Genomic DNA, 20,141 nt, shown 5'->3' with positions numbered 1-20,141 from the left:
CGCTGGTGGCGCATGAGCTGCCGATCGAATCGCTGGCGCTCTATTTGTCTCTGGATGATTCGCCAGCGACATGGGCCCAGAAGATTCTCGAAGAAGCTGCCCGTCCGCGCGCCGACACCCGCGATGAAATCATCGCGTCCGGCTACGAAGTGAAGGAAGCGGCCAGAAAGCTGGAAATGATTTATTTGAACGCCGGAAAGGAAAGCCAGAAATGACAGAGGGCAGACTGCGGCAGTACATCATCATGCATAAAGCCTTTACACCCCCTGCCGATCCGTCTTTTGTTCCGCTTCAAGTCGGCTTTGGCGAATATCTTGGCTATTTGCGCGACAACACGAAAGACAACATCGCTTCCAAAAACAAAAGCTGGTGCGAACTGACGGGGCTGTACTGGATCTGGAAAAACGATACCGAAAGCGACTGGATTTCGATCAGTCACTATCGCCGCTACTTTGGAAAAACAAAGCAATGAGCGGTCCGGAAATTCTCAAGGCTCTGGACGGCTATGATGTGTGCCTGGCGGAATTCGAACCGTATCGCGAAAGCGTCTATGAACAGTACTGCATCGAATCCGGCTTTGCGCAGGATCTCGATACGCTTCGAGAAATTCTTGCCGCGAAAAGCAAAAAGGATGTGCAGGCGTGGGATGCGATCATGGCGCAGGGCGGCATCAGCCAGTACAACATGATGGCCTGCTCCAAAGCACGCTTTGACGACTATTGCGCCTGGCTTTTCCCCATTCTGGAAGAACTGGAGAAACAGATATCGCTGGACGGCCGCAATGCCTACCAGCAGCGCATTTACGGCTTTCTTTCCGAGCGGCTGCTCAATGTATACGTGCGTTCCCGCGATCTGCGCGCCCACCGTCTGCCCGTCTGGCAGCCGGAACTGAGCCGGTCGCAAAAACTGCGGCTTTCCCTGCGGCGCGTCAAAAACCGAATGATCTTTTCGCTTTCAAAAAACATTCGACCCCGGACGCGCACGCGTGAGCCAAGGCCGGAGAAGTCGAAAACGAAACGAACGAAGAATAAAGATGATGAAGACGAAAGAGGATGAAAAAACTGCGTATTTGCGGTATTTTTCATCCTCTTATTGTTTTCACTTCGTTTTCTGGGCTTCCTTTTCCATCACGAAATTCGTCAGGAGAACGCCGCGGCGTTCCACCTGCTGGGAATGGATGACGCGATAGCCCCGTTTTTCAAAGAACGGTCTGGCCGTAATGGACGCGTGAACGGTAATCGTTTTGTCGACGCTCTGTTCGAGCCGGTCGCAGATCGTGCTGGCAATGGCCTGATTCTGTCTGTCCTTATGCACGTACAGGCGGTCGAGATAGCCGCTCGAATCGATATCGCCAAACCCGACGATTTTCCCGTTTTCCACAGCCACCAGCGTGTAATGCGCCAGAAAGGACTGGCACCAGGCTTGCGGATCTTCTTTTCCAGTCGCCCAGACATCGAGCTGTTTTGGGGAATAGTCTCGGGCGTTGATCGTATGGACGGTGTCATAAAACAATTCCAGCATTTCCCTGCAGTCCGCAGGCGTGTACGCTCTCAGTTCCATGCGATGGTTTCCATCCTTTCCATTCGATCGATCCTTGCCATTTTCTCCTGGCAGTCCCGCTTTTTCTTCCCTCTTGCTTCCGGTTCCCGTTCCGCTTTATTCGATCGGGCTTTTGGCAGAAGGCATCCAGTGAAACGTGCCTTCCAGCACGCAGACGGCCGGTCCGGTCATCCAGGCGGACTCTTCTTCATCGATATCGATGTGAAGCGCTCCGCGCTTAAGTTTGACATCCACGCTTGTGCCGCAGAGGCCTTTGCGATGGGCGTCGATGACGCTTGCGCAGGCGCCCGTTCCGCAGGCCAGGGTTACCCCGCAGCCGCGCTCAAACGTCTGAATCTCGATCTGATCGGGCGAAAGGACATGAATGAAGTTGACATTCGTCTTTTCGGAAAACAGCGGATGCTCGCAAATGGCGCGGCCTTTTGCTTCGATATCGCCCATGGCGTTTTCATCAAAAACGAGGGTGTGAACGGTCGACATGAAAAAGGAATCAATCGAAACCGTCTGATCGCCAATCGACAGCGGCCAGTTGTAAATGCGGGCGTCCGGATCGGATACATGAACGCCAATGGCTTCAGGATCGTCGATTGGCTTTCCCATGGCAACGCGGGCCAGAAACGGCTTCTGGCTGATGATTTCGACAGTCTTGGTTCCAGCCAGCGTTTCGATCGTTACCGAATCGGCCTGTTCAAGCAAGCCCTGATCGCGCAGGAAACAGGTCAGGCAGCGGATTCCGTTGCCGCACATGGGGGCCCGGGAGCCGTCCTGGTTGTAGTACTCCATGAAAAACGGATGGGTACGGGCGACCATCAGGCCGTCCGCGCCGATGCCAAAGCGCCGATCGCACACCTGCACGATAAAATCGTGCAAATCGTCGATGCGTTCGGCTTCTTCTTCGCGAATCAAAATGAAATCGTTGCCGCATCCATGGTATTTCGAAACCTGTACATCCATACGCCGTTCCTTCTTTCTATCCCGTCCGACTGGGAGATTATTCGCACTCGTGGGCGATCATTTCCTCAAGACTTTGCGGTTTCAGAACATAGCGCCAGTTTCCGTCCTTGACGAAGACCACGCCGGGGAAGGGCTGCTTGTTATAGTTGCTGGCCATGGAAATGCCGTAGGCACCGGCCGTATAAATCAGAAGCAGATCGTCTTCTTTCGCTTCAGGCAGTTCAATATCGCGAATGACGATATCGCCGCTTTCGCAGCATTTTCCGGCAACCGTGACCAGGCTGGTCGGGGCATCTTCGGGTGCGCCGACGACGCTTGCTGTGTAGCGGGCATCGTAAAGCGCCGGTCGAATCAGATCGGACATGCCGCCGTCGACCAGATAGAAACGGTTTTTCAGGCCCTGTTTAATGCGGGTAATCGTATAGAGCAGATAGCCGGATTCCGCGACAATCGAGCGGCCCGGTTCAATGGTCACCCGTTCGGGCATAAAGCCGTAGCGGGTGAATGTCTTCTGACAGGCGTCAATTAAAAGGCGCAGGTTTTGGCAATGGGGTTTGGCGTATCCGCTTCGGAATACCAGACGCCAAAACCGCCGCCCAGATCGATTTCTTCGATCGCAATGCCATAGCGATCGTTCAGAACGACCATGAATTCGGCGAATTCCTCAATTTCCTTCGCGTACGGCTCCAGTTCAAAGATCTGAGAACCGATGTGCGCATGCAGACCCGCAAAATGAAGATTTTCGGCCTGCTGGACGGTGCGGATCGTTTCGACAATTCGCTCTTCCATCGTGATGGGAATGCCGAATTTCGAATCCGGTGCGGCCGTCTGAATGTGATGGTGGGTGGCGGCTTCGACAATCGGATTAATCCGCAGCAAAACGCGCATGTTCCGTTCCGGGTATTCCGACGCGATCGAAACGAGCGTCTGCGCTTCTTCCAGACCGTCAAGAATCAGCGTACCTACGCCCCATTCCAGCGCCGCGCGCAGTTCCTTTTCGTTTTGTTGTTGCCGTGAAAATAAATTGTGCTCAAATCGATGCCGGCGCTTTTCGCCGTGTAAATTTCGCCCAGCGAAACGGAGTCGATATACAGTCCGTTTTCAGCGCAGAGCTTTAAAACCGCCTTATTGGAAAACGCCTTGGAGGCGAAAACCACACGGGTCTCAAATTCATCGCTTTTAAAGTCGTTCACATACGCCTGCATCGTCTGTTCCAGGCCGGTTTCATCGAAAATATAAAGCGGCGTTCCGCATTCTTTTGCCAGAGCGGCAGCGGATACGCCCGAAATCGTCACATCGCCATCGGCGGATTCAATCCGCGCAAATACGTCTTCTTTCATAGGATTCGTTCCCTTTCCTTTTTCCATTTTGCCGGTTTGCGGTATTGCATAATCCGGCTTTTTCCTGCCGCAAACCGCCCTGCAGTTTCCCGTCTTTCGTTGTTAAAAACGGCTCGGGAATGGTTGAAGTGTAGCGAATTTGAACCGGATTCACCACAATCCGAAGCCGTTTTGTTTTTATGAAACCCATTTTCAAACAGGTTTCATACACTTGTTACATGACAATAAAACATTTCACTCGATCGGAAGAAATCGCCCAGGTCCGGACGTGGCGCCGCGATCTGCATCAGATTCCTGAACTGGGACTCGATCTTCCAAAGACATGTGCCTACATCGAAAATGCGCTGAGCGATCTGTCGTGTAAAATAACGCATCCGCTTCCCTGCGCCGTTGCAGCGTTCTTTGATGCCGGCAAGGAAAGTACCCTCGCCTTTCGCAGCGATATGGACGCGCTTCCGGTAAATGAACAGACGGGTCAGCCGTATCAAAGCCGGTATCCAGGGCGCATGCACGCCTGCGGACACGATGGCCATATGAGCAATCTGCTTCTGTTCGCGCATCGGCTGGAACGCTATTATCGCGATCTGGATCAGAACGTTCTTCTGATTTTTCAGCCCGGCGAAGAAAATCCAGGCGGCGCAAAGCCGATCGTCGAAAGCGGGCTTCTCGAGACGTATCACGTGAACCGCATTTTCGGCATGCATCTCTGGCCGCTGCTGGAAAAAGGTGCCATAGCAAGCCGTCCGGGCCCGCTGATGGCCCGCTCGTGTGAAGTCACGATTTCCATTCATGGCAAAGCCGCACACGTTGCCAGGTTTCAGGAAGGGGCCGATGCGATTGAAGCCTGCATGGATGTTTTAAATCAGGCCTACGCGCTTGTGGCGTCGATGCCGGAAGATTCGTTCTGCCTGCTGCGCTTTGGAAAAATGGAAGGCGGACGCATTCGCAATGTGGTAGCCGAAGAATGCGTGCTGGAAGGCACGCTGCGCGCCTTTGAAGAAGCAGATTATCACTTTCTGCGAAATTCCATCGAAGATCTGTGCCATAAAATCGGCCAGAAGCGCGGCGTGCAGATCGAACTTTCCTTTTCAAGCGGCTACCCGGCAGTAATCAATGACCGCACGCTTTTTCAGACAATCGAAAAGGAGATTCCCAGCCTGCAGATTCTCGAGAAGCCAGAGCTCATTACCGAAGATTTCTCCGGGTATTTACAGCAAGTTCCCGGCGTATTCTTTTTCCTCGGAACGGGAACCGGAATTGAACTGCACGATTCGCACTTTGACTTTGAGGAAGACCTTCTCCTGGCCGGAGCCGATCTGTTCGAAGCGCTCTCCCTACTGCATTTTCCGGATCGAGACAGCGCGCTCTAGGTTTCTCTGCAGAAAGCCGCCCACCGGAATCCAAACATAAATCACGCCCTTGAACCGAGCGCATACAGAAGTTGCCCGCCAGTCCATACGGTCCAGCGGGCATCCTGCTTCTTTTTAATTCCGAACGGCTTCCAGACGATCCTCTGGATCGATTGGGATATCGCACCCGCGATTGTAAATCTGTTTTTCAAGCAATACCCCAACAAAGCCAGCGGCTGCAGCATGCAGACTTTTGCGCGGTACAATCTGCGCCGTACTAATTGAGCGAGGAATCGAAGCTTTCGGGGTCCTTAAACAGATCTTCCTCGTCGTCTTCCTCTTCTTCATCCGGGTCGATGAATTCCCCTTTCAGGAACTCCCCGGTGTTCAGATCGATCGCGTAGCGAAAGGCGCGCGGGGTTTTCGGATTTCCCTCGGAATCCGTCTCGTCGGAAAGAATGAAGTCTTCCGCGGTGGCGTTATGTTCGAGGGCGTTCATGAAACTGGATACCAGATCGTGGCCCGCTTCCATGATCGCCAGAGCTTCTTCTGCCGTTGCACCCTGAAAAGGATCGCCAGAATCCCCGGCGTAATGGAATGAATTTCTCCAATGGCCATGACCAGACTCGCCAGAACGCTTTCCTTTTCCGGATTGTATGGATTGACCTTCACCCGCTCCCGGTAGCGGATCTCGCCGCGCTGCGGATGGTAGAAGAACAGGCTTCGAGGACGTTCGTAATTGACCAGACAGATGAACTCCGCCATGGTGGAAATAAGATCCAGATCGTCTCGTTCCGTTCCGACGGGGAAGCTCATGGTCGTTTCAAAATCTTTTTCTCCGGTCAGGATGAGCATGTCGTAATTCAGTCCTTGAGACGACCCGAACGTCAGGGTAAACATTCCGTTGATCTCATCAAAATCGTATTTCCAGTTTCCGCCTTCGAGTACATCCTGAATGGCGTCGGAAATTTTCTTGTTATAGGGAACTGTTTCCATACATTGCTCCTTTCTGCAAATCGTTCTCTTGTTCTGAAGGCTTATTTACAGGTTCTGGGGCCTTCAGCCTGCCTTTCTCTTTGGATTTTATTGTAGCAGAACATGGAATTCGTGAATTGGCAGGGGGCAAACGAAATATGAATACGTTTTCGTCTGGATGATGTACTTTATGCACTTATAAAAGTATGGAATTGTCTTCGAATGCTACAATTTTTCTATGACTAAAGATATTTTGATTTTGGGAATCACCTTGTTTTCCATGTTCTTCGGCGCCGGAAACCTGATCTTTGCTCCCTACCTTGGGGCGCAGGCAGGCAGTGCTCTCGTTCCGGCTTTAAGCGGCATGCTCGTCACCAGTGTGGTCATGCCGGTTGTCTCCATCTGCATCATCGCCCCGTACCGGACCGCTTCCAATATGATCAGCAAAATCTGGAAGCCGCTCGGTCCAATTTTCATGACCATCGTCTATTTACTGATCGGTCCATGCATCGCCATTCCGCGTACCGCCGGAACCGCGATGGAAATGTGGTCCTGGCTGATTCCGGCCAGACCCGTTCAGATTGCGGCAATCTGTCTCTTTTTATTGCCGCCTACTTCATGGCTGTCCATCCCGGAAAGCTTAAGGATATTCTGGGCAAGATCATGGGCCCGATTCTTCTGATTCTGATCCTCTGCGTCTGCATTCCGCTTCTGTTTGCGCCAGCCAGTGTTTCCGCTCCGGCTGCCGCATTTGCGAACAGCCCCTTCTGGACCGGCCTGAACGAAGGCTATCAGACCATGGATATTCTGGCCGCCTTCTGCTTTGGCATTCTGATTACGACCAACATCGAAAAATGAACATCAAGAAGAAAAATCAGGCGCTTGCGCTTTCCGCAGTCTGCGCCGGTATTCTTCTTGCTCTCGTGTACATTCTTCTGGCGGTTTGCTCGTCTCGCAACAGCGTGCTCTTCGGTTCCTTCACAAACGGTGCGCAGATTCTTTCTGCCGCGGCTACTCAGACCTGGGGAAGCCTTGGACGCATTCTTTCCGGTCTGATCTTCCTGATCGCCTGCCTGAACGTCTGCTCCGGTCTTCTCGCCTGCTGCGCGGAATACTTCCAGGAAACGTTCGGCAAACTTTCCTACCGTTCCTGGCTGATCACCTTTACCGTTGCCGGCGCCGTTGTCGCCTGCACCGGTCTGGATTCCATCCTTTCCTGGTCCGGAACCCTGCTCTCCTGGATCTGCCCGATCGCGATTCTGATTCTTGCGATCGGTCTGTACAATTCCGTTCGCAAAAGCCTTGCGGAAAAATCCGCTGCGAAATAAAAGCTCATTTCACCAACAAAAGCGAAGACTTTCAGACTTCCTGAGGATTTCTTTAAGAAACATCCGGGTCTTAAAGCCTTCGCTTTTTAGATTTCATTCTTTTGTAAAGCATTCAAAATCTTCTGAGCGGAGTTCTGAAAATTTTATTGGGTTGTTCATTCTTTCAGAATATAGATCTGGTAATGGTCAGTGGTATACACAGGCTCATCTAAACCTTCAATATCAGCGGCTTCTGAAGTAACAAGAAGTCCGGGAACATCTCCATTTTCGAACGTCTTAGCCAAACTCTGATCCCATTCTGAGTAGACCTCAAATTCTGCATTTGGATTTAAAAACTGCAAGCCATTGCCTGGGTTACGGCTCGGAAGCCGACCAATATCGCTATTTACAATAACTACCTGTATGTTTTCATCATGCTGATTTTCGAAATTGCGAATATATTCTGAGATTGCCACATTGTCTTCTTGATAGGCACCCCAATCACTTACGTGATCCTTGTAAGCTTGATTGCCCGTAACAATCCAGTAAATCCCCATTATCGTTAGAATGAGGCAATAGAGAATCCGTTTTCTCTCTGCCATAAAGAGCAGCACCACTCCAATCCCAGTGAGTAAGAGACAGTTTCTCAATTCAATCCAGTTTTCCTTTACGAACCATGTAACTGCACTATTGTTCACCGGTGCTCTCCATCGAAGCTCACCCTGATTGCATTGCCAGGAAACCGAAAGAACAGTTAGAGCGTAAATACCCATTAAGATCAACAACTCTGTAAAACTCATTTTTCTAAGAAACAGCTCTGCAAATCCAAGGGCCAGACCAACACTATAAAGAGGCTCCAAATATCTGCCATAAACCACATGGCTAATTGTCGTTGGAGTAATCATGGAAACCGAGCTGATTCCTGCGGATAAAAGAAAGGACAATAAGACAAATAAGTAAACCAAAGCCAACTCATCCGCGCAGGCATTTTCCCCAGTTTTTTGGTGCCGTTTTGATTTTCCCTGAATCCATTTGAACAGTCTTGTCACACTACGGAGCAAGAGAAGTGGAATCACAAAAAAGTCGCAGTAAACAGATAAAATAGCTTTCCGGAAAAAGAAAGCAGAAAATCACGTATACCTGAAATAGTAAACAGATATCGAATATTACCTGCCTGCCCGCTAATGTTATTTACATTGGAACTAGGACTGGACACCCAAAGATTATTGATCAGATCCGTCTTCAAAAGCGAAAACAAAAAGTAGATGATTCCAAAAGTAAGGAAAAAAATGAGAAGTTTTAAGATGGCATCTCTCTTTGTTTTTGAAAAAAACCGAGATAACTAATATTATAAAAACAGAGAGAACAAAGCCTATCATTCTCTGATGCACATAATAGATGTAGGCACACAAAACAGAAATACTTATAAAATAAATCAAGTTGTATGTTTTAAGCAACTTAACAAAAGCACAGTCAACATCACGACCAAGAGCGAAAGAAAACACTCAGGCCATGTGAAATGGGAATTAAGAATATTCGAAGCATAGACAACGGATATATAAGCGAAAAAAATTGCCCAACTGCTTTTAATAGTTTTAGGATAGAGCAGTTTGATAAGACGAATTAACAGCAGGAACGTTAGCGCTAACCATAGCCCGTTAACCATTTGGGCCAGGGCATAAGCATTCGTATAGGATCCAGTTAAGCTAATGAATAGCTTTAGGATCAGCGAATATCCAAAAGAATAGTACGGAATCGTCGAAATTACAGTCGACCAGTTCTGTCCGTTGAAAAAGCCGCATCTCCCCAATACCCAAATTCATCTTGATAAATCTGCGGAATGGAAACCTGTTTGTAACCAATCAAGGGAATAACTAAAAGACTTACAACGCCTAAGATGATTAACAGCCAAGGAAGATATTTACTGGTTTTTCGAATATTTGCGGGTTGAAATTCTACTTCTGATTTCATCACACACCTCTAAAATAGTCTTTTCTTTGAGCAAGTATAAGAGAATTAAGTTCACAATTAGGGCAAGTGGGAGGACCACAAGCAGCGCCATTTTCCAATTCAGAACGTTTAATTGGAGAGCATATATACCAACCACCGTAACGCCAACAGAAAGAAGAGTTTTGAGTACGGTTCTTTTCACCGAATTGAGTTTTACCATGTGCCTGCAATTTAAGAAGAGGAGAATAAACACTGAAATTTCTGCTGCAAAGGTGGCAGCAGTTGCGCCAAGTACATTAAACCGGGGATCAGAAGAAGATTAAGAAGAACGTCAATTACTGAACCGACTATCGTGGCTTTCAGCATGACGGATTCTTTATTGTTTGGCACCAGGAGCTGCCATCCCATATAACAGTCAACAATCGAAAACAGAAAATTAATAGAGAGAATTTTCATAGCGGGATCTGCAGCTAAATAAGCTTCACCGCTATACAGGGTAATCAGCTGTCTGCTGAATACTGACATATATACGCTAATTAAAATTCCGCCCAGCATAATCAGACGAGCAATCTTTGTTGCCAGTTTGCGATACTCTTCTTTGTTTCCCAAGCCTATGTAATAAGTCAAACGAGGAGTAAATACTCCGAATATTCCAGTAACAAAAGTTGAAGCAAGTCTGGTCAGTTTTGAAGCTGCTGTATAGAGCCCCACACTCATATCTCCCTGCATAGCTCCAAGCATAGAGGAGTCAAGTAATGAATATACGTTCGTCGCGACAATAACAGAAAAAATTACCGTCAAAGGCTTCAAGTGACGCATTATCGATTTCAAGGACAATTGAACACGCGTTAAATTCTTTACAATCTCTCCGCCATTCAGAATAAAGCTGACAGCATAAGGAATTACGATTGACACTGCATAAATAAGATAATTTTGAGGACTTTTGACAAAAAGAAATACAACTACTAAAGATAAAAGCGAACCAATTACAGATCGAATTGTTATATAGGTGTATTGCTCATAGATATTAAAATACCAGTCAAAGTTTAAGCCATAGACAATAATGTATACCGAAAATACCCATAGCAGTTTCGAGTAAGTATCTGGAATAAATAAAGCAGTAAACAATCCATAGGCGATTAGAGAAATCACAGTACAGATAAAATTTATTACAATCAGCTCAATAATTAGTTTGTTCAGCAATACAGGTTCATCCCTGTGTTTAGAGCCTTCACGAATTCCGTAAGTCGTCACACCAAACGAGGCAAAGAGCTGAAAATACGATGCGATTGACTGAATGTATTGGACTTTACCGATCGGTGCTACACCAAGCATTCGAGAGGCGTAAGGGAAAATCAACAAGGAAGAGCAGGTTACAACCAAAGTTCGGAGAATATAAATAATGAAGTTATATTTTAGGCTTTTCCGTTTTTTCGTCATTCGTTTTCTCTCTTTGTTTCTCCTGCTCAATGATTTCCAGATATCTGGTTCCATAAAAGTTATCTGGCTCAAGATACGTTCCTTCGGCCCATTCGTTCCATGCGTTGATGAATACAAATGGTCCTGTCGTATCTTCAGTCATGAGTTTATGCAGCGTATCCTTAAAATATTGCGGATCATTATCTACCATCACGCTGCCGTTTTTCCCTTTTCGCGCTGTATTATCCCATCCAACACAGACTGAAGGGTTATTGTTTTCAGGTTGCGAGCGATTGGCTATATTTTCAAACACACTTTTTGAGTCATACTTCGTAAGTTTATGTAAATTCATATTTACCTTCAAAAACGATCGATTTTTGCTGGAAGGCTCTGTTTTTCATCTCGTTCGAAAAAGTATATACAGGTTCGAAGGTCATTGTCCCAGCAGCATTTGGTAAAACAGGCTTTGGCTGAATATAGTTAAGCGTTTCGAGAATATAGATTCCATCAAATCCATATTCGCGCAGTCTTCTATTCCAAAATCGACCATCTCTGCACAGTTTTGAATTCGAGAAGAAGTATAAAGAAGCAGAACTGGCTTGTTATCGATTTTGATGTATCGCTCATCTTTAAAAAGGGCAGAAAATACTGCAGATGGGATTCCCAGTCTTTTTCCCCTCCATATTCTTGCTGAATAAGTATGTTTTTTCTCGACCGTCCCAGGTCCTTGCCCAGGTCTCATTAGCCCAGGAAAACATAAAAGGAATTTTTACATCCGTATTTGTCAGTAACTGTTCAACCGGTTTTTCAAGCAGAAGCTTCCCATTAAACCAGTAATGGTAAAAACAAAATCCATCAATTCCATAAGCCAGGGCTAAACTAGATTGGTCTGCAAGAACTTTGGGATCGCTTAAATCATAGTAATTGTGGTTAAGAGGAACTCTAGGCTGTAAATGCCCTTTAAATAAGGGAACAGCTTTTTTACATTCACCCAATCCGTAAATCCTGGCCCCCACCATTCATCGTTTTCAGGAATTCTATGAAACTGAGGCAAATACAAAGCGATAATCTTTTTCATATAGGGCCTTTCTAATCTAATAACAAGAGCCAGTTCAATTAGCAGCTAACCTTCAATCGTCAATAATTGAGTATCTACTTTTTCGTGAGGTATGAAATGTGTGATAAAAATTATTCTTCTGCATTTTTGATCCGGCACGATTAAAAAGTAGACCGCGGGAGGAATCAAAAAATAAAACCTCTTTCGAATCAGACTAAGAAAAACTCGGTTTTTAACCACACCTTTTCTGACCTGTAACTTTGAAATGGAGTCCGTCTGGTTTTGAACGTGCTGTATTGCTTTTTTGTCTGTTTCGTTTTTTCAAAATAACCAGCCGGATTATTCGGAGAATTAATATTCTCAATCTTTCCAATAAGATACTGACCGCAGAGAATTTGCTGCCAGGATCTGATCTCCTGCTCGCTAAGTTTTGATTTTTCGAGGATCCCAAGAATATAATCATAATAATTTTTGTATCTTTGATCATAATCTTTAATATATTTGTATGTATAACTCTCAGAGCCTAGATTTATTCTCCAGTAGTAATAGATCTTTGAAGATGTCGATACACAATTCGCATACAAATAAGCTTCCTGCATAAACGTCAAATCATCTTCAAAGTCAATAATTTTTCTGAACGTCAGCGAATTTTCATCAATAAATGCTCTACGAAAAAGGCATTTCCAAATAGATGGATAATGTCTTTTTGAATTCTCGGCCTGAGCAGGTAAAAACTGCCATAAACCATTGAGAGAAAAAATCGTGATAAATTTGCTGTTTGTTAAAACAGCCATCATCAAAAGTTTCAAAGGGGTAGTTCCATCACCCGCTAATTTTGCTGTACCACCCATTGCAAAATCGGAATCATCCTGATTCAACAGAGTCACTAAATCTTGATACATGTCCGGTGCTACTACATCATCCTGATCAACAAAACAGATGAACTCACCGACTGCCTGTCTCATTCCATAATTTCTGGCGTCCGCGATTCCGCCATTTTCTTTTGGAAGATCCTGATTCTTTTATCCTGCTTTGCCAGAGCGTCACATATGTGCTGACTTGTATCTGTACTGCCATCATTCACAAGAATAATTTCTATGTTTTCATATTTTGAGTTTTGAATTCTGCTGACAGTTTCTTTGAGGAATTTTTCTCCGTTATATACAGGGATCACTACACTTACAAGTCCATTCAAATTGTGGCCCTCCTAAAATGGGTTATTAATTTTAATCCAGCCTGCATTCTGCGCTTTCCTCAGGATCTGCATTGCACTTGGAAGCAGCACTAAACTCGCAGGAAACAATTTAGCCAGCAGACGTATTGCAGTTGAATTATTCTTGTCTTTTTGAATATTAGTCACGTAACGGCCTGCTTCTTTTTCAGCTTTCGAAGGACCTGTTTGTCTGCGTGATGAGTCCGAGCGTCAACATATAAATTCAGAGCTACAACAAACTGTTTTGATTCTGCTGCGCATAATGCTTTCGGATATTTCTCTTCAATAAATTGATGGATTTCCTTGCAAATTGGAATCTGAATCATCTTATTTTCCGAAAACTTAGAATTGACGATACTGAATGGACGCTGCAGGTAATAATAGTTTTCCACTTGTGCAAAGCCAATCGCGTTTGCTTCGGAAAAAGGTGATGCATGATGCTTAAATCCTCATACTGCTCGCCTATACGAAACGGATGCTTCGTTAAGATGCTTTTTAAATAAAGTTTTCCTGGAGCATAAATCGGAATTCCCTTCCTGTAGTACATATTGGCAAGAGCATCCGAAACAGTCATTTTTACAATATCCGGTGCAGCCAGTTTACTCAGTCCACTCTGAGAATATATATACGCTGCACTTTCTTCATTTATTTTTTTACCTGAGTGACAGAGATTTCGCTTCCTGCCTTCAAACGAATGGTGTTGAGATCTTCTACATATCTAGAGGTTACAAAATCATCCGAATCTATAAAAATCACCCAGTTAGATTCTGACTGCTGAACACCATAATTCCGGGCTGCGGACAAGCCTCTATTAGGAGTATGAAAAACTCGGATTCTATCATCTTTTTCTGATATGCATCACAGATTTCTCCTGAGGAGTCTGTAGAGCCATCATCAACCAGAATTATTTCCAAGTTGGGGTAACTTTGAGTACAGACACTCTCAATACATTTGGAGATATACTTTTCAACGTTATAGACCGGTATTACTACAGCGATTTTTTCATTCATATCTGACTCCGATTTTTAAAGGACTGTCTGTCATACGTTCCAAAGACAAAAGCATTAAAAGCTTTTAAAATCACTCCCATTTTTTAGCTTTATACTTCCCTTTAAATAAAACGTGGAAGAAATCATAGCCCAGTTTCCCCATGCACAGGAAACGGTACAATGCACCTTCATACTCCCAATATCCGATCAAGTTATTCCTGTAGTAGTAAAAAACATATTGATTCGATTCGGATTGTCTTCTTTTACAATGGACAGGGCATCTGCTGATTTTCTCTTATGAACTGCCTTGCTTTTTCCCACCATGTATGCAGGGCCAAAATCCCGAATGATTCTCTGTGTGTACTCTGAATCATCACCCCAGATGAAAAATGGAGCCCAGGGAAGTCCGCATTTTTAATTGCGTCCGCATTAATCAAAAGCGATACAAACGTAGCCTTTGATATATTTACGATTCCATCCCCTAGATACTTATACCAATCGACATATCCTGTGGTCATTCCTTTTGGGAGTTTAGGAACGTTCATCGGTTCATCTTGCAATCCTCGAATGGAGCTGGCTAAAAACTGACGGGCTGCGGAAGTTTTTCTTCTGCTTCTATTAGCTTTTCAAGACAGTCCGATGCCGGTTCAACGTCATCATCCATAATCCAAACCCAATCCGCATCGCCGATTTCATAGGACTTCTTCATTCCCGCATGAAATCCGCCTGCTCCGCCTGTGTTTTGATCTAATGCCACAAGTTCTACACGCGAATCGTTTAGAACTCTCGCTGCTTTCAAATGCTCAATTGTCCCATCTGTACTGTTGTTATCCACGAGGATCAGCCGATTAACAGGATACGTCTGGGTCAGGATGGCATGAATCGTCTCCATCAGCATTTCTTTACGGTTGAAGGTGACCACTACCGCATCAATCTTTTTATTCGCCACCATATTCTCCAGCCTTGTTCGGGTCGTCTTTTTGCTTCACTTCTTCTTCACTCAAGCCATAGTCCATTCGTCTGAGTTCAAACTGAACTTCTTCAAGCAGTCTTCGGTTTGCGGCAATTGTGTCTCCAAGCAGTCCGCAGAAGAAGCCAATTACGCCGATCGTAATCAACATGCATGCGATAACCAGAGACTGAATGTGACCGTTTCCAGCTCCCTGAAAATAAAAGACAAGAAAACGAATCAGCACGATCAGGCCAATCAGGCTGAGAATGGATCCGAGAATGGTGAAACAGTACAGCGGCTTGTACTGCATCATGGATCGCAGAATAGTAAGCATGCTTTTCTTTACATAGCCGAACATGCTGTGGAAAAGACGGCTTGGGCGCAGTTCCGGGTTGGTTCGGATTGGAACACTCGTTACAGCCATTTTTCTTCGACCGGCCTGCACGATGGTTTCCAGAGTGTAGGTGTAGTCATTCACCACGTTCATTCGCATGGCTGTATGTCTGGAGTACGCACGGAAACCGCTTGGCGCATCGGGGATATCCGTCTGACTGGCTTTGCGTACCACCCAGCTTCCAAGATGCTGGAGCTTCTTCTTCAGCGGAGAAAAATGTTCTGTATCATCAATCGGACGTTCGCCGATGACCATGCCGGCTTCCCCATTCAGGATAGGGCGTACCAGTTTTTCAATATCTTCTCCGCAGTACTGGTTATCGGCATCCGTATTGACGATAATATCTGCTCCATTGCGCAGGCAGGCATCGAGACCCGCCATAAATCCTCTGGCCAGTCCTTTGTTATTTCGAAAATTGACGACATAGTTTACGCCCCATTTTTTAGCGACTTCAACCGTGTTGTCGTGGCTTCCATCATTGATAATGAGGTACTCAATTTCATCGATTCCATCAATATGCTTTGGAAGATCATTCAGAGCGACTTCCAGGGTTTCTGCTTCGTTAAAGCAGGGGATCTGAATAATTAGCTTCATGCTTAATTCCTTTCATATATGAACCAGCCATCATTCAGGGCAGTCGGCTGAAAGCCCTGATCGAGGAGGTTTTGATCCGTATCGGTATTCGTAATAACCACCGCGTTATCTTCTTCGGGAACGGACGTATACTCCTGAACTGGAATATCAGGAAGGGCAAACTGATAAAGCCATGCCACGCCCTGGCCAGCGGAACCTGCCGGCACATTGGCTACATAAATCGTGCGGTCTGCAGCATTTTTCTTTATGTAGGCAATTCCCTCTTCAACTGCCTGTGCATTTTGCCGGGAACGATACCCTTCATGATGGATACAGTTAAATCCATATACGTAAATCATGACGAGAGCAGCCAAAGGCAGAATCCATTTTTAAAATTCTTTTAAGAAGGAGAAGATCCACTCCCTGAAGAAGGAGCATCGCAAATACGCCTGCCAGATAGGCTGCCGTACTGATGTTGTCTACAAATCCCCGGGTTCCAAAGAATGGGGCATAGCTCCAGACGGATCCATTAAAGTGATTAATATATGGAACAACCAGAATCACAAACAGCCCCTGCAGCAGGAGTGAAGTAACAATGGACGGAACCAGAATGGACTGAAGACGCTCTTTGTTCTGAAACGCACAGATTGCTGCCATCAGGAGCGGAGACGCATAAGCCCCATAGTAGCGAAGGTATGTCACCATGCGAAAAGCGTCCCAGTTTCCATTCGTGAACATCGCTTCATAAACCGCTGAAAGTTCTGTAATGGACTGACCGCCGATCGTGATGATGATGGCTGCGAAGCTGAAGACAGCTACGCAAAGAATCTGTCGGTTCTCATTGATTCTTTCCGCTTTCGAAAAAATCATCTTCATGAGGATCCAGACAGCCGGAACAGCCAGCCCGGCACTCATCATAATGCCTTCATTCAGCTGCCCAAGGATGATATAGAACCAGCTGATCCAGGATTTAGGCTCTCCAAGGAAAAGGGAGAGTGTTCCAGATTTTACGGTTACAGACGTATTTCCCACTGGGCGATTCATTCCCAGGTAATTGAGAACGAACTGAATTCCAAACTTGTAAAACAGAAGAGCTGCAACCGCCAGTACGATTGTGACTCGCCAGTCCAGCAAAGGCTTTTTAAACCAGATCTGATAAAGCACTGCCGCAGCGAGGATCGCAAAAACCAGGGTGATTCCTCGACTGTGCACGGTTATGGCATACCCGGTCACCACCCACAGAAAAATCGTCCATTTCAGACTCGCCTTCTCGGTAAGAATCAGCAAAATCCAGACAATGCTCCAGATCAGAAAGTCGTACAAAAATTCCGGATACGTGTAGACCGCTCGAAGCGCTACGCAAAACGAGCAGACAATTCCGGAAATAATTCTTCGCAAAGGGTTCGTGACATGAAAAACCGCTTCATCAAATAGCAGACAAGGGGTGCTGTCAGACTCTGAAAAAGCGCCATCAGAACAACTAATGTTTTATAAAGCACAGCCGGATCACGGATCAAAAGAAAAACGGGGTAAGCAGAGCCGTATACCCGAATCCGTAATAGCGGTAGCCTTCCATGACGCCGCTCCAGTCGTATCCAGCCAGTTTTGCAGCAGGCCAGAAAGAGAAGATTTCATCTCCGGAAATCGACATCGTCTTTATCCCCACCGTAAAAATCAGTCTTGGAATAAACACGGCCAGGAAAGCTGTCCAGTATGGATGTCTGAGCCAAAATTCCCAAAATTTCTTCATACCTAAGCTCCTATATAGATTTGTAACAGGTTTGTCTTTTTAGCATGCTTGCCAAAACCGATAATATACTACACGAAAAGCAACTAGACTGGGTAGATTTCCCTCTGACGGGAATTGCTTGAATAATCTAATAAAAATTATTTTTATGCCATTTACCTCTTATTTTGCCGATATAAGTACAGACTTTTTCAAAAATGACTGTACATTAAGCAGGAAAGAAAAAGGGTGAAGCGTTTTCACCAGCTTCTTCCCATAGCGGGAAAGTCCTGGTGTTAAGACACTTCACCTTTTTAACGCCATTATGGAAACGCTGCAATTCGTTCTGTAATTTGGCTTCTGTTTTTCAAGAGCCTGACACAGCCAGACAAAACCATACTGTGTCCGTACCATCAGTCTTTATGGAAAATATCGCGGGTGTAGATTTTATCCTGCACATCGGACAGTTCTTTGCCGTTTCGATTTGCGATGATCACATTGCTGATTCGTTTAAACTCATCCAGATCATTCACTACGAGAGAGCCAAAGAAGGTCGCTCCGTCTTCAAGAGCCGGTTCATAAATCACAATGTTCGCACCCTTAGCACGAAGACGCTTCATAACTCCCTGAATCGAACTGTGACGGAAATTATCACTGTGCGCTTTCATCGTCAGACGATAAACACCGATTGTAACCGGGTGTTTTTCTTTTCGAATAGCGATCGACTGTATCTTCCTCATAGCCTGCCATTTTCAGCACACGATCGGCTACAAAGTCTTTTCTAGTTCGATTGGCTTCTACAATCGCTCCAATCATGTTCTGTGGTACGTGTTCATAATTTGCGAGCAGCTGTTTGGTATCTTTCGGCAGACAATAGCCGCCATAGCCGAAAGACGGGTTGTTGTACTGGGAGCCGATTCTCGGATCCAGACAGACTCCATCGATAATGTCTCGGGTCGACAGACCTTTCATCTCCGCATACGTATCCAGTTCATTGAAGAACGATACGCGAAGAGCCAGGTAGGTATTGGCAAAAAGCTTTACCGCCTCTGCTTCCGTTGATCCCATGTACAGGACCTGAACATCCTTTTTCTGGGACGCATCCTTAAGAAGGTCGCCAAACCGATGGGCGGCTTCGACTTGAATCGGATCTTCTAAATCTGCTCCGACAATAATCCGGCTTGGAAACAGATTATCGTAAAGCGCATGTCCTTCCCGTAAAAATTCCGGGCTGAACAGAATATGATCCGTTTTATATTTTTCATTGATCGACTTGGTAAATCCCACAGGGATCGTCGACTTGATTACGATAAACGCTTCTGGATTTACCGTTCGAATTTCTTCAATAACGGATTCAACGGCTGACGTATCAAAATAATTCCGTTCGGAATCATAATTGGTCGGCGTAGCCACCAGAACGAGATCTGCATTCTGATACGCCGATGCAGAATCTGTAGTTGCTGTCAGGTCAAGATCTTTCGTCGCGAGGAATGATTCGATTTCATAATCCTGGATCGGAGAAATCCGTTTTGAATCATTTCCACTTTCTCCGGAATAATATCAACAGCTGTTACCTGATGCTTCTGACTCAGAAGCACAGCAAGCGAAAGACCGACATATCCTGTACCCGCAACTGCAATTTTCAGCTTTGATGTCATAGCGTTCCTTTCTGCTTTCCCAAATCGCGCAAAAGACCTCTCATTCGGAAAAATGGTCAGCAGTTCATACTTTGCAAAAGCTGCCAGCCCGTTCGGGTCAACTGGATTTAGGAGTTACACGAATAATTTAACAGATTGAAAGCTATACAAGGGCTGTTTTGGCCCCGTATTCAAGTTATGTGCACAATTTCTTTCGGTTCGTTTTTAAATTTAACAGCCGTTTGAGGCTGTTTCTGCACTTTTTCAGATGAATCTAGTCAAATTCAACTTTGCTGTTCTAGCAAAACTGGACTCCGCACGATTTTCCGGCACCCTTATTCAAGGCCATTTTCTGACAAAAGGAATCCTCGGTCTTCGTCCTCACAGGAAAATCTGATAACCGCATGCCAGCCTTCACCCTAGTATTTCCAGCAAACAGATCGACACCTTTTTACGTTTTTTGAGTTTTACGCTCGGTATTCTCACGTGTTTTTCGATTTTTCGAACCGTATTCTCACGTTTTTAGAAAAATGCTGAAATGTGACTGTCCTTGCCCAAAACCGGTGACTCGTCTTGCGTGAAGGCCGCACGCATCTTTATGGATTTGCCTATGCAGATTCCGCTCCTTTTCCCGCTTTCCTTTCTGCTTACTAACTCAAGACATTAAAAAGCAGCAGGCTTCTTCTCCTTTGTCTGACCGGTCTGTTCAGACCTGGTCTTACAGGAAATTTGCCTGCTGCTTTAAT

Annotated in this window: 21 protein-coding genes and 7 pseudogenes; 6 read left to right on the top strand and 22 right to left on the bottom strand. The window is 45.8% G+C overall.

The genetic code is table 11. The annotated features are described in order from the left end of the window. The first annotated feature begins 5 nt into the window (after positions 1 to 5). Positions 6 to 215 carry a hypothetical protein gene (locus tag KWG61_RS03485; RefSeq protein ID WP_242744946.1) on the top strand — a complete coding sequence of 70 codons (210 nt, stop codon included), beginning with the start codon at positions 6 to 8 and terminating at the stop codon, positions 213 to 215. Then, a pseudogene (locus tag KWG61_RS03475) lies at positions 212 to 1,056 on the top strand (DUF4422 domain-containing protein). The gene KWG61_RS03485 and the pseudogene KWG61_RS03475 overlap by 4 nt, the downstream one beginning before the upstream one ends. A 42-nt stretch (positions 1,057 to 1,098) precedes the next feature. On the opposite strand, the gene KWG61_RS03470 reads toward KWG61_RS03475, so the two are convergent. The 4 genes and pseudogenes from KWG61_RS03470 to KWG61_RS03455 all read right to left on the bottom strand — a co-directional run bounded on the left by KWG61_RS03470 (position 1,099) and on the right by KWG61_RS03455 (position 3,719). After that, positions 1,099 to 1,560 carry a GNAT family N-acetyltransferase gene (locus tag KWG61_RS03470; RefSeq protein WP_230266543.1) on the bottom strand — a complete coding sequence of 154 codons (462 nt, stop codon included), beginning with the start codon at positions 1,558 to 1,560 and terminating at the stop codon, positions 1,099 to 1,101. A 96-nt stretch (positions 1,561 to 1,656) separates the two neighbouring features. Beyond that, complete coding sequence (gene dapF, locus KWG61_RS03465) at positions 1,657 to 2,514, bottom strand: diaminopimelate epimerase (protein ID WP_230266542.1); 858 nt, start codon at positions 2,512 to 2,514, stop codon at positions 1,657 to 1,659. A 37-nt stretch (positions 2,515 to 2,551) separates the two neighbouring features. After that, on the bottom strand, positions 2,552 to 3,001 hold the full coding sequence (locus KWG61_RS03460; RefSeq protein ID WP_242744943.1) for a hypothetical protein: 450 nt from the start codon (positions 2,999 to 3,001) through the stop codon (positions 2,552 to 2,554). Between the two features lie 38 nt (positions 3,002 to 3,039). Beyond that, positions 3,040 to 3,719, bottom strand: a pseudogene (locus KWG61_RS03455) (hypothetical protein). Between the two features lie 353 nt (positions 3,720 to 4,072). On the opposite strand from KWG61_RS03455, the gene KWG61_RS03450 reads away from it, so the two are divergent. Next, positions 4,073 to 5,224 (top strand): M20 family metallopeptidase, encoded by a 1,152-nt coding sequence (locus KWG61_RS03450; RefSeq protein ID WP_230266540.1) that lies wholly within the window; start codon positions 4,073 to 4,075, stop codon positions 5,222 to 5,224. 256 nt (positions 5,225 to 5,480) lie between these two features. Here the strand turns inward: KWG61_RS03450 and KWG61_RS03445 are convergent, their stop codons facing one another. Continuing rightward, a complete protein-coding gene (locus tag KWG61_RS03445) occupies positions 5,481 to 5,735 on the bottom strand; it encodes a hypothetical protein (RefSeq protein ID WP_242744942.1) in 255 nt (84 codons plus the stop codon). Next, positions 5,699 to 6,199 carry a hypothetical protein gene (locus KWG61_RS03440; protein ID WP_242744941.1) on the bottom strand — a complete coding sequence of 167 codons (501 nt, stop codon included), beginning with the start codon at positions 6,197 to 6,199 and terminating at the stop codon, positions 5,699 to 5,701. Before KWG61_RS03440 ends, KWG61_RS03445 begins: the two co-directional genes overlap by 37 nt. Before the next feature lie 217 nt (positions 6,200 to 6,416). Here KWG61_RS03440 and KWG61_RS15905 point away from each other — a divergent pair, with 217 nt between their 5' ends. Genes KWG61_RS15905 through KWG61_RS15895 form a run of 3 tightly spaced genes read left to right on the top strand, consistent with a single transcriptional unit; the run spans position 6,417 to position 7,506 of the window. After that, positions 6,417 to 6,860 carry a branched-chain amino acid transport system II carrier protein gene (locus KWG61_RS15905; protein ID WP_256460774.1) on the top strand — a complete coding sequence of 148 codons (444 nt, stop codon included), beginning with the start codon at positions 6,417 to 6,419 and terminating at the stop codon, positions 6,858 to 6,860. Further along, positions 6,797 to 7,036 carry a branched-chain amino acid transport system II carrier protein gene (locus tag KWG61_RS15900; protein ID WP_256460773.1) on the top strand — a complete coding sequence of 80 codons (240 nt, stop codon included), beginning with the start codon at positions 6,797 to 6,799 and terminating at the stop codon, positions 7,034 to 7,036. The genes KWG61_RS15905 and KWG61_RS15900 overlap by 64 nt, the downstream gene beginning before the upstream one ends. Next, entirely contained in the window at positions 7,033 to 7,506 is a 474-nt protein-coding gene (locus KWG61_RS15895; protein ID WP_256460772.1) for a branched-chain amino acid transport system II carrier protein, read from the top strand. Before KWG61_RS15900 ends, KWG61_RS15895 begins: the two co-directional genes overlap by 4 nt. A gap of 155 nt (positions 7,507 to 7,661) precedes the next feature. On the opposite strand, the gene KWG61_RS03430 is transcribed toward KWG61_RS15895, so the two are convergent. The 16 genes and pseudogenes from KWG61_RS03430 to KWG61_RS03365 form a co-directional block, all read right to left on the bottom strand. Further along, positions 7,662 to 8,390: a hypothetical protein gene (locus KWG61_RS03430; RefSeq protein ID WP_242744940.1), complete on the bottom strand. Its 729-nt coding sequence runs from the start codon at positions 8,388 to 8,390 to the stop codon at positions 7,662 to 7,664. Between the two features lie 859 nt (positions 8,391 to 9,249). Then, positions 9,250 to 9,456 carry a hypothetical protein gene (locus tag KWG61_RS03425; protein WP_242744939.1) on the bottom strand — a complete coding sequence of 69 codons (207 nt, stop codon included), beginning with the start codon at positions 9,454 to 9,456 and terminating at the stop codon, positions 9,250 to 9,252. Then, entirely contained in the window at positions 9,407 to 9,688 is a 282-nt protein-coding gene (locus KWG61_RS17025) for a hypothetical protein (RefSeq protein ID WP_367614251.1), read from the bottom strand. The genes KWG61_RS03425 and KWG61_RS17025 overlap by 50 nt, the downstream gene beginning before the upstream one ends. Beyond that, positions 9,667 to 10,875 carry a flippase gene (locus KWG61_RS03420; protein ID WP_256460771.1) on the bottom strand — a complete coding sequence of 403 codons (1,209 nt, stop codon included), beginning with the start codon at positions 10,873 to 10,875 and terminating at the stop codon, positions 9,667 to 9,669. The genes KWG61_RS17025 and KWG61_RS03420 overlap by 22 nt, the downstream gene beginning before the upstream one ends. Then, a pseudogene (locus KWG61_RS03415) lies at positions 10,844 to 11,596 on the bottom strand (glycoside hydrolase family 99-like domain-containing protein). The gene KWG61_RS03420 and the pseudogene KWG61_RS03415 overlap by 32 nt, the downstream one beginning before the upstream one ends. Beyond that, positions 11,484 to 11,932, bottom strand: a pseudogene (locus tag KWG61_RS15890) (glycoside hydrolase family 99-like domain-containing protein). Before KWG61_RS15890 ends, KWG61_RS03415 begins: the two co-directional pseudogenes overlap by 113 nt. Positions 11,933 to 12,120: 188 nt before the next feature. Beyond that, positions 12,121 to 13,085, bottom strand: a pseudogene (locus KWG61_RS03410) (glycosyltransferase family 2 protein). 33 nt (positions 13,086 to 13,118) lie between these two features. Next, the gene (locus KWG61_RS03405; protein WP_242744937.1) at positions 13,119 to 13,271 is read right to left on the bottom strand and encodes a hypothetical protein; all 153 of its coding nucleotides are present in this window, start codon (positions 13,269 to 13,271) and stop codon (positions 13,119 to 13,121) included. Beyond that, on the bottom strand, positions 13,268 to 13,516 hold the full coding sequence (locus KWG61_RS03400) for a hypothetical protein (protein WP_242744936.1): 249 nt from the start codon (positions 13,514 to 13,516) through the stop codon (positions 13,268 to 13,270). Before KWG61_RS03400 ends, KWG61_RS03405 begins: the two co-directional genes overlap by 4 nt. Before the next feature lie 253 nt (positions 13,517 to 13,769). Then, positions 13,770 to 14,134: pseudogene (locus KWG61_RS03395) on the bottom strand (glycosyltransferase family 2 protein). Positions 14,135 to 14,690: 556 nt separating this feature from the next. After that, positions 14,691 to 15,065 carry a glycosyltransferase gene (locus KWG61_RS03390; protein ID WP_242744934.1) on the bottom strand — a complete coding sequence of 125 codons (375 nt, stop codon included), beginning with the start codon at positions 15,063 to 15,065 and terminating at the stop codon, positions 14,691 to 14,693. Continuing rightward, on the bottom strand, positions 15,052 to 16,053 hold the full coding sequence (locus KWG61_RS03385) for a glycosyltransferase family 2 protein (protein ID WP_230266531.1): 1,002 nt from the start codon (positions 16,051 to 16,053) through the stop codon (positions 15,052 to 15,054). Before KWG61_RS03385 ends, KWG61_RS03390 begins: the two co-directional genes overlap by 14 nt. A gap of 2 nt (positions 16,054 to 16,055) precedes the next feature. Further along, on the bottom strand, positions 16,056 to 16,406 hold the full coding sequence (locus KWG61_RS03380) for a YegP family protein (protein ID WP_242744933.1): 351 nt from the start codon (positions 16,404 to 16,406) through the stop codon (positions 16,056 to 16,058). Then, on the bottom strand, positions 16,369 to 17,430 hold the full coding sequence (locus KWG61_RS03375) for a hypothetical protein (RefSeq protein WP_242744932.1): 1,062 nt from the start codon (positions 17,428 to 17,430) through the stop codon (positions 16,369 to 16,371). The genes KWG61_RS03380 and KWG61_RS03375 overlap by 38 nt, the downstream gene beginning before the upstream one ends. Before the next feature lie 115 nt (positions 17,431 to 17,545). Then, positions 17,546 to 17,683, bottom strand: coding sequence for a hypothetical protein (locus KWG61_RS03370; RefSeq protein ID WP_242744931.1), 138 nt, complete (start codon positions 17,681 to 17,683; stop codon positions 17,546 to 17,548). A gap of 488 nt (positions 17,684 to 18,171) precedes the next feature. After that, a pseudogene (locus KWG61_RS03365) lies at positions 18,172 to 19,404 on the bottom strand (nucleotide sugar dehydrogenase). Positions 19,405 to 20,141: the final 737 nt, after the last annotated feature.

The organism is Allobaculum sp. Allo2 (genome assembly GCF_022701175.1).
GTDB lineage: Bacteria > Bacillota_I > Bacilli_A > Erysipelotrichales > Erysipelotrichaceae > Allobaculum > Allobaculum fili.
Note: the sequence above shows the minus strand (reverse complement) of the source record. Positions and strands in the feature narration are given on the sequence as shown.

Coding starts and splice junctions, on each gene's coding strand:
- KWG61_RS03450 (WP_230266540.1), top strand. CDS start 4,073: ATGACAATAAAACATTTCACTCGATCGGAAGAAATCGCCCAGGTCCGG.
- KWG61_RS03420 (WP_256460771.1), bottom strand. CDS start 10,875: ATGACGAAAAAACGGAAAAGCCTAAAATATAACTTCATTATTTATATT.
- KWG61_RS03425 (WP_242744939.1), bottom strand. CDS start 9,456: ATGAAATCAGAAGTAGAATTTCAACCCGCAAATATTCGAAAAACCAGT.
- KWG61_RS15895 (WP_256460772.1), top strand. CDS start 7,033: ATGAACATCAAGAAGAAAAATCAGGCGCTTGCGCTTTCCGCAGTCTGC.
- dapF (WP_230266542.1), bottom strand. CDS start 2,514: ATGGATGTACAGGTTTCGAAATACCATGGATGCGGCAACGATTTCATT.
- KWG61_RS03445 (WP_242744942.1), bottom strand. CDS start 5,735: ATGGAAGCGGGCCACGATCTGGTATCCAGTTTCATGAACGCCCTCGAA.
- KWG61_RS03370 (WP_242744931.1), bottom strand. CDS start 17,683: ATGTCGATTTCCGGAGATGAAATCTTCTCTTTCTGGCCTGCTGCAAAA.
- KWG61_RS03430 (WP_242744940.1), bottom strand. CDS start 8,390: ATGATTACTCCAACGACAATTAGCCATGTGGTTTATGGCAGATATTTG.
- KWG61_RS15900 (WP_256460773.1), top strand. CDS start 6,797: ATGGCTGTCCATCCCGGAAAGCTTAAGGATATTCTGGGCAAGATCATG.
- KWG61_RS15905 (WP_256460774.1), top strand. CDS start 6,417: ATGACTAAAGATATTTTGATTTTGGGAATCACCTTGTTTTCCATGTTC.
- KWG61_RS03385 (WP_230266531.1), bottom strand. CDS start 16,053: ATGAAGCTAATTATTCAGATCCCCTGCTTTAACGAAGCAGAAACCCTG.
- KWG61_RS03470 (WP_230266543.1), bottom strand. CDS start 1,560: ATGGAACTGAGAGCGTACACGCCTGCGGACTGCAGGGAAATGCTGGAA.
- KWG61_RS03440 (WP_242744941.1), bottom strand. CDS start 6,199: ATGGAAACAGTTCCCTATAACAAGAAAATTTCCGACGCCATTCAGGAT.
- KWG61_RS03390 (WP_242744934.1), bottom strand. CDS start 15,065: ATGGTGGCGAATAAAAAGATTGATGCGGTAGTGGTCACCTTCAACCGT.
- KWG61_RS03460 (WP_242744943.1), bottom strand. CDS start 3,001: ATGCCCGAACGGGTGACCATTGAACCGGGCCGCTCGATTGTCGCGGAA.